The sequence below is a fragment of the Shewanella mesophila genome, from assembly GCF_019457515.1.
GTDB lineage: Bacteria > Pseudomonadota > Gammaproteobacteria > Enterobacterales > Shewanellaceae > Shewanella > Shewanella mesophila.
Map to the genome: position 1 here is coordinate 2,499,371 of NZ_CP080421.1, position 12,233 is coordinate 2,511,603.

15 protein-coding genes are annotated in these 12,233 nt (G+C 44.6%); 2 read left to right on the top strand and 13 right to left on the bottom strand.

From position 1 onward, the window contains the following. Positions 1–86: 86 nt before the first annotated feature. The 13 genes from K0I73_RS10890 to trmJ form a co-directional block, all read right to left on the bottom strand. Entirely contained in the window at positions 87–1,103 is a 1,017-nt protein-coding gene (locus K0I73_RS10890) for an aspartate-semialdehyde dehydrogenase (RefSeq protein WP_220061160.1), read from the bottom strand. Between the two features lie 2 nt (positions 1,104–1,105). Then, entirely contained in the window at positions 1,106–2,236 is a 1,131-nt protein-coding gene (locus K0I73_RS10895; RefSeq protein WP_220061161.1) for a 4-phosphoerythronate dehydrogenase, read from the bottom strand. Between the two features lie 108 nt (positions 2,237–2,344). Next, positions 2,345–2,776, bottom strand: a complete 432-nt coding sequence (gene ndk, locus K0I73_RS10900) for a nucleoside-diphosphate kinase (RefSeq protein ID WP_220061162.1) — start codon at positions 2,774–2,776, stop codon at positions 2,345–2,347. A gap of 173 nt (positions 2,777–2,949) precedes the next feature. Further along, complete coding sequence (gene iscX / locus K0I73_RS10905) at positions 2,950–3,144, bottom strand: Fe-S cluster assembly protein IscX (RefSeq protein ID WP_220064350.1); 195 nt, start codon at positions 3,142–3,144, stop codon at positions 2,950–2,952. A 134-nt stretch (positions 3,145–3,278) separates the two neighbouring features. Next, the gene (gene fdx / locus K0I73_RS10910; RefSeq protein WP_220061163.1) at positions 3,279–3,614 is read right to left on the bottom strand and encodes an ISC system 2Fe-2S type ferredoxin; all 336 of its coding nucleotides are present in this window, start codon (positions 3,612–3,614) and stop codon (positions 3,279–3,281) included. An 8-nt stretch (positions 3,615–3,622) separates the two neighbouring features. Further along, positions 3,623–5,485 carry a Fe-S protein assembly chaperone HscA gene (gene hscA / locus K0I73_RS10915; protein WP_220061164.1) on the bottom strand — a complete coding sequence of 621 codons (1,863 nt, stop codon included), beginning with the start codon at positions 5,483–5,485 and terminating at the stop codon, positions 3,623–3,625. A 62-nt stretch (positions 5,486–5,547) separates the two neighbouring features. Continuing rightward, positions 5,548–6,069: a co-chaperone HscB gene (hscB, locus tag K0I73_RS10920; protein ID WP_220061165.1), complete on the bottom strand. Its 522-nt coding sequence runs from the start codon at positions 6,067–6,069 to the stop codon at positions 5,548–5,550. 17 nt (positions 6,070–6,086) lie between these two features. Then, a complete protein-coding gene (iscA, locus tag K0I73_RS10925; RefSeq protein ID WP_220061166.1) occupies positions 6,087–6,410 on the bottom strand; it encodes an iron-sulfur cluster assembly protein IscA in 324 nt (107 codons plus the stop codon). A gap of 14 nt (positions 6,411–6,424) precedes the next feature. Further along, on the bottom strand, positions 6,425–6,808 hold the full coding sequence (gene iscU, locus K0I73_RS10930) for a Fe-S cluster assembly scaffold IscU (RefSeq protein WP_220061167.1): 384 nt from the start codon (positions 6,806–6,808) through the stop codon (positions 6,425–6,427). 38 nt (positions 6,809–6,846) lie between these two features. Then, the gene (locus K0I73_RS10935; RefSeq protein ID WP_220061168.1) at positions 6,847–8,061 is read right to left on the bottom strand and encodes an IscS subfamily cysteine desulfurase; all 1,215 of its coding nucleotides are present in this window, start codon (positions 8,059–8,061) and stop codon (positions 6,847–6,849) included. Between the two features lie 75 nt (positions 8,062–8,136). Further along, positions 8,137–8,598: a Fe-S cluster assembly transcriptional regulator IscR gene (gene iscR / locus K0I73_RS10940; RefSeq protein WP_220061169.1), complete on the bottom strand. Its 462-nt coding sequence runs from the start codon at positions 8,596–8,598 to the stop codon at positions 8,137–8,139. Positions 8,599–8,792: 194 nt separating this feature from the next. Next, positions 8,793–9,614, bottom strand: a complete 822-nt coding sequence (gene cysE / locus K0I73_RS10945; protein ID WP_220061170.1) for a serine O-acetyltransferase — start codon at positions 9,612–9,614, stop codon at positions 8,793–8,795. A gap of 4 nt (positions 9,615–9,618) precedes the next feature. After that, complete coding sequence (gene trmJ, locus K0I73_RS10950; protein WP_220061171.1) at positions 9,619–10,386, bottom strand: tRNA (cytosine(32)/uridine(32)-2'-O)-methyltransferase TrmJ; 768 nt, start codon at positions 10,384–10,386, stop codon at positions 9,619–9,621. A 157-nt stretch (positions 10,387–10,543) separates the two neighbouring features. On the opposite strand from trmJ, the gene suhB reads away from it, so the two are divergent. Together suhB and K0I73_RS10960 are read left to right on the top strand one after the other, a co-directional pair. Then, complete coding sequence (gene suhB, locus K0I73_RS10955) at positions 10,544–11,347, top strand: inositol-1-monophosphatase (RefSeq protein WP_220061172.1); 804 nt, start codon at positions 10,544–10,546, stop codon at positions 11,345–11,347. A 309-nt stretch (positions 11,348–11,656) separates the two neighbouring features. Then, on the top strand, positions 11,657–12,061 hold the full coding sequence (locus tag K0I73_RS10960; protein ID WP_220061173.1) for a phosphate-starvation-inducible protein PsiE: 405 nt from the start codon (positions 11,657–11,659) through the stop codon (positions 12,059–12,061). The last annotated feature ends 172 nt before the right edge of the window (positions 12,062–12,233 follow it).

Genomic DNA, 12,233 nt, shown 5'->3' on the forward strand with positions numbered 1-12,233 from the left:
ATTCACAATTCAAAAACAAGTGATAACACAAAAAAAGCCTGCAAAGTGCAGGCTTTTTCAACTAAGGCTTTAATATCGACCCAATACTAATAGTAGTCTCTAATCAATACTTCGGCGATCTGCACACTATTCAGTGCAGCACCTTTTCTAATATTATCAGAGACTACCCACAAGTTGATGCCGTTGGGATGAGAGATATCTTTACGTACACGACCGACATATACCGGATCTGTGCCTGCAGAATCGGTTACCGCAGTAGGGTACTCCTCATCAGACTCAAACAACTCAACCCCTTCAGCTCCGCGCAACACAGCTTTAACATCATCCGCATCGACAGCTTGTACTGTTTCAATATGCACAGCCTCAGAGTGGCCATAGAACACTGGAACGCGAACCGCCGTTGGGTTAACCACGATTTGATCGTCGCCAAAAATCTTCTGGGTTTCCCACACCATCTTCATCTCTTCTTTGGTGTAGCCGTTATCCATAAAGACATCAATTTGTGGCAATACGTTAAACGCGATTTGCTTAGGGTAAACCTGAGGTTCAACGGGTAAGCCTTGTAGCAACTTAGCACATTGGCTCGCCAACTCTTCAATTGCTTCTTTGCCCGAACCAGATACCGATTGGTAAGTTGCGACGTTGATACGCGAAATACCAAACGCATCATAAATTGGCTTCAGTGCAACCAACATCTGAATCGTTGAACAATTGGGGTTAGCAATAATATTACGATTACGGAAATCAGCAATCGCTTGTGGATTCACTTCAGGCACGACAAGGGGGACATCGATGTCATATCTAAAGTGAGAGGTATTATCGATAACGACACAACCATGCTCAGCGGCAATCGGAGCCCATTTAGCCGATACATCTCCACCAGCAGAGAAGAAACCAATTTGAGCTTGAGACCAGTCAAAGGTATCAACGTCCAAAATTTCGACCTGTTTACCGTGGAACGTGACTGTATCGCCAGCGCTGCGGCTGCTGGCCAGTGGGTACAAATTCGCGACGGGGAAGTTACGCTCTTCGAGGATCTCAATCATTGTTTGACCCACGGCTCCCGATGCACCTAATACGACTACGTTATATTCCTGCGACATAATTACAGACCGACTCCTGAAAAACCTAATTTGAACAACCAATCTACATCAGAACCAGCGTTATTGGCTAGCCTTAACGCACTAAATTCACGTCTGTGTTTGTGATTTTTTCTCATAAGGTCAAACCCGTTGTTATTTAGGAAGCGTTTACGGAAAACTTCATCGTCATCGCGAAGGTCATAAACCAGCCTCACTAAGCTTAATAACGCCTTTTCATCTGGCACATCAATAGGCGAAAGCTGATGACTCCATAACGCTGGTAATAAGTTATCCATCGACTTGTCGGGGGTCTTACCTAGCTTATGCATCAAAGATTGATAAAGCATGAAGGTACCGCGCGCCTTACCTTCGAGACTATATCCAGCAATATGCGGCGTAGCGATTTCAACATAGGGCACTAACTCAGCGATGGGATTGGGTTCTCCCTCCCAAACGTCAAGCACCACTTTGATATCTTCACGATATTGCTTAACCGCGATCAATGCGCGATTATCTATCACCTCTCCGCGACAGCAGTTAAGTAGCCAACACCCTGGCATCAGACTCGCCAATCGCTTTTCGTCAAATAGATACCACGTCGGGTAATCGCCTGTTTTCGTCAGCGGTACATGCAATGAAATCACATCACAGCGAGCAATTAGTTCATCCAAATTGACAAAATCACGCTTATCATTACTCTGTGCTAACAAGGGATCATGTAGCAATGTCTTAACACCATAGGCCTCAAGGCATTTTTGCAATGCTGAACCCGTATTTCCCGCACCAACAATACCGACTGTTTTATCGATTAAGGCTTGTTCAAATCGACGAGCCAACTCTAACATTGCAATGAAGGCATATTCCCCCACTGCCTTAGCATTACAACCTGGAGCATTGGTATAGGTGATATTGCGCTGAGTTAAATAATCTTGATCCAGATGATCTAAACCGATTGTGGCACTGCCCACAAAGAGCAGTTTATTGTTTAGACTTAAAAGTTGCTGATTAACCTTAGTAACAGAACGCACCAGTAACACGTCGGCATCACTGACCTGCTTTGCAGATAAGCTACGACCATCGATTAGTTCAACCTCCCCCATATCGGCAAAAAGGGCTTCAACATAAGGCATGTTCTCATCAGCTAGAATTTTCATCAACATCTCAAATATATAGAAAGGGCTAATGCTATTTTGCCTGAAAACCCAGAGACAAAAAAGGAGCCCTGAAGGCTCCTTTTTTATATTAACTGCGACACGCTCAAATTAACGAGTACGTGGGCAAAGCTCTTCAGTGCTGAAGAAGTACGCAATTTCACGTTCAGCAGACGCTACAGAGTCTGAACCGTGAGCAGCGTTTTCATCGATGCTTTGCGCGAAATCGGCGCGGATTGTACCAGGAGCAGCTTCGGCTGGGTTAGTTGCACCAAGGATATCACGGTGAGCTAGAACTGCGTTTTCGCCTTCTAACACTTGAACCATGATTGGACCTGAAGTCATGAACTCAACAAGTGCACCAAAGAAAGGACGCTCGCTGTGCTCTGCGTAGAAACCTTCAGCTTGCTCTTGGCTTAGGTGAACCATTTTAGAAGCGATGATTTTAAGGCCAGCTGTTTCAAAACGGTTGTAGATAGCACCAATGTTGTTTTTAGCAACTGCATCAGGCTTGATGATAGAAAAAGTACGTTCGATAGCCATGTTCTAGCTTCCTTTAATAAACAGGTTTTTAAAAATTCGCGCGGATTATACGAAATAAAATGATAAAAACCTACCTTTAAAGCATGACGAATGAGAGATTAGTCTCACAGAGACCATTTCCTATGGCGAACCAACTCATACTTTTAGCGTAAAAACATCTATTGAAGTGCTTGCTAATCGTACTCATTAATCCAACAGAGCTGAATGGCCTCCAAAATTCGCTCATTACAATGGCCAAGATCGTCATCAAACTCCTCAAGTGCGACAATCCAATCATACAAATCGGTAAATCGAACCTGGCTTGGATCGACATCTGGATGCGCTTCTAATAGCGATAACGCAATATCGAGAGAATCTATCCACTTCATCATCTACTCCGTAAAACAACCATGCCATAGTCTTGAGCATAGTCCCTTCATTATTTCTGCGCACAAAAAAGTATCACATACAAAAAAGCCAGTCGTCATGACTGGCGTTAATTTAACCCTTAGTGGCGGCGCTTTTATCCTTCACTCACCATATTGATGGTGTATTTAGGAATATCAACCACCAAATCACAATCAGGCACACGAGACTGACATGATAATCGACTCTCAGGCTCTAAGCCCCAGGCCTTATCAAGCATATCATCTTCGAGCTCGTCACTCTCTTCTAGCTCGTCGAACCCTTCACGGATAATCACATGACAAGTCGTACAAGCACATGACTTTTCACATGCATGCTCAATATGAATACCGTTGCGCAGCGCTACATCTAAAACCGTTTCGCCTTGCTGTGCTTCTACTACCGCCCCATCTGGACACAACTCTTCGTGGGGTAAAAAAACTATTTGCGGCATATCGTTACCTATATATTGTCAACCGACTGGCCTTTAAGAGCCAACCGAATAGAATTATCCATACGTTTTGCAGCGAAGGTTTGACTCGCGTCATCGAGTGCTTCAATCGCTTTTTCAATTGCATTAACATCACTCTGCGCCGCTGTTTGCGCAAGATGAGCCATGCCTTGTTCAATCGCTAGCGCTTCACTAGGCGTCAAAAGTTCGCTGTCTTTAGTTAATGCAGCAGACAATGACTCTAAGACTCGCGCCGCTTCTACTTGCTGCTCGGCAAGCATACGACGCTCAATATCTTCTTTAGCGTTAGCCATTGAATCTTTCAGCATAGTACCAATCTCTTGATCGGTAAGACCAAAAGATGGTTTCACCTGAATTGTCGACTGTACACCTGAAGATTTTTCCATCGCGGTAACGCTAAGCAAGCCATCGGCGTCAACCTGAAAAGTCACCCGAATATGCGCAGCACCTGCCGCCATTGGAGGGATACCTTTTAAGGTAAAACGAGCCAGCGAGCGACAATCGGCGACTAACTCACGTTCACCTTGGACGACATGGAATGCCATCGCAGTTTGACCATCTTTGAAAGTCGTAAACTCTTGCGCTCTGGCCACCGGTATTGTCGTGTTACGAGACACGACTTTCTCAACTAACCCACCCATGGTTTCGATACCCAAAGAGAGCGGAATAACATCAAGCAGCAACAGATCTGACTCAGGCTTGTTACCCACTAAAATATCAGCTTGAACCGCCGCGCCAATGGCAACGACGCGATCAGGATCGATTGAAGTCAGCGGCTTTTTACCGAAAAAAGCTTCCACTTTTTCACGCACCAAAGGTACCCGAGTAGAACCACCCACCATCACGGTTTCTAGCACTTCGTCTGACTTAATGCCCGCGTCACGCAGCGCACGACGGCAGCTGGCTATGGTCTTTTTAACCAAGGGCTCGATAATTTCATCAAACTGCGCCTTAGTCACCTCTAACTCAAACGGCTTTCCACCAGTAAGTACAAGCTTAGCGACGACACTATCATTTGATGTTAGCTGCTCTTTAACGCGGCGACTTTCAATCAACAAGGCGCGGCGCTCTTGGGAAGTTAAACTGTCTAAGTTCCAGCTCTGTTGTAGATGCTTTGCTAACTCATAATCAAAATCATCGCCACCAAGGGCAGAATCTCCGCCCGTTGCCATCACTTCAAATACACCTTTGTTCAGACGCAAGATAGAGATATCAAATGTACCCCCACCTAAGTCATAGATGGCGATGATCCCTTCTTGACCAGAATCGAGTCCATAGGCAATCGCGGCGGCGGTGGGCTCGTTGAGTAAACGCAGCACCTTAATGCCTAACAGGCCCGCGGCATCCTTGGTTCCTTGACGCTGAGCATCATCAAAATAGGCTGGCACTGTGATCACTATGCCTTCAAGCGAACCGCCTAAGGTTTTTTCTGCTCGCTCTACTAGAGGTTTTAAAATCTCTGCAGAAATTTGCACCGGATTAAACTGACCACCTGCGGTGTTAAAAAGCGGTAATCCATTTTCACTGGCAGAGAACTCATAAGGCAATGAGGTTTCTTGAGCTTGGATGTCATTCAGACTACGACCCATAAAACGCTTGACCGACACCACGGTATTTAACGGATCTTGAGCGGAATAACGCTCAGCCTCAACACCCACTTGCACGCCATTCTCAGTAAAGCGCACAACCGATGCTAATGCGTGTTTATCGGTTTCATCAGGCAGGGTATCGGCCACACCGCTACGCACTGCGGCCACTAAAGAGTTGGTGGTACCTAAATCGATACCGACAGCTAACCTGTGTTGATGGGGCGCTGCGCTTTGTCCGGGTTCAGCAATCTGCAAAAGTGCCATATCTATCCAACTTAAAAAATAAAGGCTCAATAAATATTGAGCCAATCAACAATTAATCGCACCTAAAAAAGGGCATCTTCGGCTCTAGCAAGTTCATCTTGTAATTTTGCCATAAATTTCATCTTACGTATAAGATCCGCTGCATCTTGCAACTCGCTAGGCTGGTCACTACCAATCAGTTGACTCATTTGTACGGTTATCTGAGCTTGATAGTCAGAAAAAGAGTGGTGTAATTGATCGATTAATTCGTCAGGATCATCTGAGTGCTTTATATCTTCAAGAGACTCACGCCATTCCATCTGTTGCATTAAAAACTGGGTGTCTTTAACCGTAGTGGACTCGTCTCTCAGATCAATGCCCTTCAGGCTGAGCATATGTTCAGCACGTGAAATAGGATGTTTCAGCGTGTTATATCCATCATTGACCTGCGCAGTTCGCTGCACCGCAATACGCTTATCTTGCGCACTGGCATTGGCAAACTTATCTGGATGAACTGTCCTTTGCAGATCGCGGTAGCGTTCTGACAACAGGACAGTATCGATATCATATACTGGCGCTAAACTAAACAACTCAAAGTAGTTCATGTATTTAGATTCGGTAGTTAGACTGTGAAGCTTTCGCCGCAGCCACACTCCCCTTTTGCGTTAGGATTATTGAACTGAAACCCTTCGTTAAGGCCTTCTTTAACGAAGTCCAACTCAATACCTTGGAGGTAAATAAAGCTTTTAGCATCGATAATGATTTTAACATCATCAATATCAAACACTTCATCATCGGCATTCAGATCATCAACAAACTCAAGTACGTAAGCCATACCTGAACATCCAGAGGTCTTTAGACCCAAACGTAATCCAACACCTTTTCCACGGCTAGCTAAAAAGCTTTTTACCCTTTCAGCCGCCGCAGGAGTCATCGTTATTGCCATTTTAACTCCGAATATTACTGCTCGTGCTTAGACTTATAGTCTTCTAACGCTGCTTTAATCGCATCTTCTGCCAAAATAGAGCAGTGGATCTTCACAGGCGGTAATGCAAGCTCTTCAGCAATATCCGTATTTTTAATCGCTCGCGCTTCGTCGACAGTTTTGCCTTTAACCCATTCAGTAACCAGCGAACTTGACGCTATCGCGCTACCACAACCATAAGTTTTAAACTTAGCATCTTCGATAATACCGTTTTCGTCGATTTTAAGTTGTAACTTCATCACGTCGCCACACGCAGGTGCGCCAACCATACCTGTCACTACTGATGGGTCATTTTTATCAAATGAACCTACGTTACGTGGGTTCTCATAATGATCTATTACTTTTTCACTGTAAGCCATGATTATGCTCCATTCGCTCTATTCGTTTATTAGTCGGATTAATGATGTGCCCATTGCACTTTCGATAGGTCGACACCATCTTTGAACATCTCCCAAAGTGGAGACATCTCCCTTAAGTGACCAATAGACTTAGTAATGGTCTCTATCGCATGGTCAATCTCTTCTTCGGTTGTAAAACGGCCGATTGAGAAACGGATTGAACTGTGCGCCATTTCGTCATTCAATCCTAATGCTCGAAGCACGTAACTTGGCTCCAAACTCGCTGACGTACAGGCCGAACCTGAAGAAACAGCAAGATCTTTAAGGGCCATCATTAATGATTCACCCTCAACAAAGTTGAAGCTGACATTCAGGCTACCGCAATATCTTTGCTCTGCATCACCATTGATATAGGTTTCTTCAATATGCTTGATACCATCCCACAATCTGTCACGTAAGCGACGAATACGGGCGTTATCGGTTTCCATATCTGATTTTGCTATCGCTGCAGCTTCCCCCATACCAACAATTTGGTGTGTCGCTAGGGTACCACTGCGCATTCCGCGTTCGTGTCCACCACCGTGCATGGTCGCTTCTAAGCGAATACGAGGCTTGCGGCTAACATAAAGTGCGCCAATTCCTTTAGGCCCATACATCTTATGGGCTGAAATTGACATCAAATCGACTTTAGTTTTTTGCAAATCGATAGGTAACTTACCGACACTTTGTGCACCATCGACGTGGAAAATCACTTTCTTTGCGCGGCAAAGTTCACCAATCGCATCGATATCGTGGATCACACCAATCTCGTTATTCACATGCATAAGACTCAATAAAATTGTATCTTCACGCATTGCTGCTTCAATCTTCTCGAGCGGGATAATACCGTTTGCAGCTGGCTCAAGATAGGTCACTTCATAACCTTCACGCTCCAATTGGCGGCAGGTATCAAGCACAGCTTTATGCTCAGTCTTACTCGTGATGATGTGCTTGCCCTTTTTATGATAAAAATGAGCAACGCCTTTGATCGCTAGGTTATCAGACTCAGTCGCACCCGATGTAAATACGATCTCTCTTGGATCGGCGTTAATGAGTTCTGCAACCTGATTACGGGCTATATCAACAGCCTCTTCAGCCTGCCAGCCATAACGGTGCGAACGCGATGCTGGGTTACCAAAAATGCCGTCCATTGTTAAACATTGCATCATTTTCTCTGCAACACGAGGATCAACTGGCGTTGTTGCAGCATAATCTAAATAGATAGGAAGCTTCATCTCACACTCCGTACTTTGGGTCACATAGCGACCGCTTACCACGTACAAATAAAAAATATAAATAACAAAGTTAACTTATGCCGTTACTCTTTGTTCCTGTTGGATCTTGTCTTGTTTGATTGAGATAAATTGAACGTCACGCTTGTTCATCAATCCTGCTAAGCTGATCCCATTCAAAAAATCTGAAATCTGCTTGCTTAAATCCCCCCAAAGTGAGTGCGTAAGACAGCGCGTACCACTTTGACAATTGCCTAAACCTTGACAGCGCGTCGCATCAACTGACTCATCGACGGCACGAACCACCATGCCAACAGAGATGTCACAAGCATCAAAGCCTAGGCGATATCCACCACCAGGGCCTCTAACACTTGACACCAATCCATGTTTTCTTAATTTTGCAAAGAGTTGCTCAAGATAGGACAGAGAAATTCCCTGACGCTCGGAGATATCAGCTAATGGCACAGGGCCTGATGTAGAATGCATTGCAACGTCTAACATTGCAGTTACCGCATACCGACCTTTTGAAGTTAGTTTCATCGCTACCACTGCTCTCTAAAATGCTTAGGTCAATTCAAACATACTTGAGTAATTCAGTCAAGTATTAACCCAAGTAAACCAGTCAAGTATTCTAGTCGATAATAAAGCAGTAAATACCCTGCTTCTTTGGTGGGGTATTTAACCCGTTTCACTCACAAGATTCAACGCTGAAATGCAATTAATCTCACTATTGGTTAAATAATGGGATCAAACTCATCAATTGCACCTTGGCGTTTTTCAGCAGCAGCTTGTTCGACATCACTAAATTCACCGACTTCAAGTTCAGGCAGACGCTCTGTACAAACGCTTCCGCCCATGCCTCTTACCGCCTGACATACTTCCTGAACTTTAGAGTCCATCAAATGCATATGATCCAGCATCTGGCCAATAGCGTTGGCAACCGGATCTGGGTTATCGGGCGAAACTGCGTACGCATCAAAGCCATATTTCTTGGCCATTTCAGTACGCCGTTGAGCATGCTCTTTGGATTTTTCGGTAGGTTTAGCGACCACTCTTGCAGGAATACCGACAACCGTGGTGTCTTTAGGTACTTCTTTAACTACCACAGAATTGGAGCCCACTCGAGCACCATCGTGCATGGTGATCGGTCCCAATATCTGCGCGCCAGCACCAACAACAACGTTATTACCAAGCGTTGGATGACGTTTGCCCGCTTGCCAAGTGGTTCCACCAAGCGTGACGCCATGATACAAGGTACAGTCGTTGCCAATCTCGGCCGTTTCACCAATGACTACGCCCATGCCGTGATCGATAAAAAATCGATCACCTATTGTTGCACCGGGATGAATTTCCACTCCCGTTAACCAACGGGAAAAAGTTGAAATACACCTTGCGGTTAAACACCATTTGCGTATCCACAATTTATGACTAACCCGGTGGATCCAAATGGCTTGCATCCCCGGATAATTCAGCAAAATCTCCAAGGTACCATTTGCCGCAGGATCTCGGTGGTAAATTGATTCTATGTCATCTTTAATTCTGGATATCACACCCATGGCGTTAATCTTCCTTCTTTACCGCGTCAGTAACTGTGTCTTGAGCCGACTTGTCCGCTATCGCCACCTTCTTATCAACTGAAGTCAAAATACCGCGTAAAATATTCATCTCTTGGCTTTCAATTCTGGCGCGACTAAATAAGCGACGTAGCTTAGTCATTACCTGTCCAGGATGCTGTTTAACGATAAAACTGGTCGACAATAAGGTCTGCTCTAGGTGATTAAAAAAGTTCTCTTGCTCTTTTGCCAGCGGATATTCAACCTCTTCTACCATCTCGGGTGCCTGATTTAAAAAAGCAACACGAGCTTCATAACAGATAATTTGTACCGCTTGAGCCAAATTAAGCGAGGTATACTCAGGGTTAGCTGGTATCGCGACATGGTAATTACACTTTTGCAGCTCTTCGTTGGATAGGCCATTGTTTTCTCGACCAAATACGATAGCTACAGGGCCATTAACTGCTGAGCCAACCAGTTTTTCACCCGCCTGGCGAGGGTCAAGCATTGGCCAGTCGAGCGTGCGACTGCGAGCGCTGGTTGCGATCACTAAACTACAATCTGCAATCGCATCGGCTAGCGAGTCAACCGTTACCGCATGTTTCAATATGTCTGACGCGCCCGCTGCTAATGCAACAGAGTGACCATCGGGTGCCACTTTAGGTTCAGCCAAATATAATGTTGATAATCCCATGGTTTTCATCGCTCGAGCGGTTGAGCCTATGTTACCGGGATGGGAGGTTCCTACAAGAACTACACGTATATTGCTAAGCATGAAAAGACTTTAATTTATTTCGATAGAACAGTGGCGTTGATGGTATCACAGGGGATAGAGATTCTTTATATAAAAATCTCTATTTGATATAACCAGAAAATTTCGTATAATACGCGCCGATTATTTATATCTGTTCTTTAACATCCAGGGGATTGTAATGCATCCGATGCAGACTATTGCTGTGCGCGCCGCTCGCGCTGCCGGCCAAACGATTATGCGTGCCTACACAGAGCTTGACCGTGTAGAAGTTACCGCTAAAGGTATCAATGACTACGTAACCAACGTAGACAAAGAAGCTGAAGCTGCCATTACATATCAAATTCGCAAGTCTTACCCAGATCACACAATCGTTGCCGAAGAAGGTGGCGAGAACAAGGGTGACAATAAAGACTATATGTGGATTGTTGATCCCTTGGATGGCACTAACAACTTTGTTAGAGGCATCCCACACTTTGCTGTTTCTATCGCAGTTCAATACAAAGGCAAAACTGAAGTTGCAGTTGTTTACGATCCTGTTCGTGACGAGCTATTTACTGCTGTCCGCGGTAAAGGCGCTAAATTAAATGATTTCCGTGTTCGCGTGACCAAAGCAAATGATTTAAACGAAGCGATTGTTGGCACAGGTTTCCCTTTCAAAGCTAAACAACACACTGAAACTTACATGAAGCTCTTTGCTTCAACCTTCGCCAATTGCGCCGACGTTCGCCGTGCGGGTTCTGCAGCACTCGACTTAGCTTACGTTGCAGCAGGCCGTATGGATGCCTTCTTTGAAATTGGTCTAAAACCATGGGATATCGCAGCAGGCGAGCTTATTGTTCGTGAAGCTGGCGGTACTGTAACTGATTTTACCGGTAACCATGGCTACATGAGTTCTGGCAATATCATTGCTGGTACGCCAAAAGCAACCGTATCGTTAGTGAAGAATTTCCGTCCATTATTAAGCGAAGCATTAAAACGCTAAGCGGATAGGCCACTATTTTAAAACCGCCAACATTATAAACGTGGCGGTTTTTTTATGTCCAAAAGTCACTAAATACCCGGCAGTATAAAACCTTATGTTAAAATGACTTACTATGTAATCTGGTTCATTCAAATACTATTTCCGCTCCTCATTCCAGCGCTCAACCACCTTAAAACAGCCTGGTTTAATAAGCTTTATAGCAAACATCTCTCTCATTAAGTCATTATGTGAATGAAATCACACACATCGGCTAGCGCGAAGCGCAATTGTTGTTACCATCTATAAAAACACTAACTAACGAGACTGATTATGGGAAAGCTTTATAGTCGATACGGCTCGAAAAGCCTAAAAACGGTTGAACATTTTGTATTAATCATTATTGCGATAGCGACGATCGTTGCTATTGGTCAAGAGGTTGTCCACATTATTCAGATGCGCGAAGTGGCATTAGCGGATCTACTGCTATTATTTATCTACCTTGAAGTACTTGCCATGGTTGCGAACTATGCAGAATCGGGGAAATTACCGGTTCGAATGCCGCTTTATATTGCGATTGTGGCGTTAGCTCGATATTTAATCCTCGATATGAAAGGCATGGATGATTGGCGTATCTTTGCGATTTCGATATCAACCATAGTATTAGCTGGCACTGTCATCGTCATTCGCTGGGGACAACTAAAACTTCCCTACCCTAGGAAAGAGGACGATCATTAACCCCATGGGTACGGCGCTGATAAAGCGCCGTATTACTATATACAGCTTACTAATTGAATCTTACTACGTGTGATCTCTAATTACTTTTAATTACTCCCCCCTCTCTTAAAACCGAGTTAACCCACAGCCCCCTAGTTTTAGACAAATCCTAGTGTTAGCACTAAGCCAAACT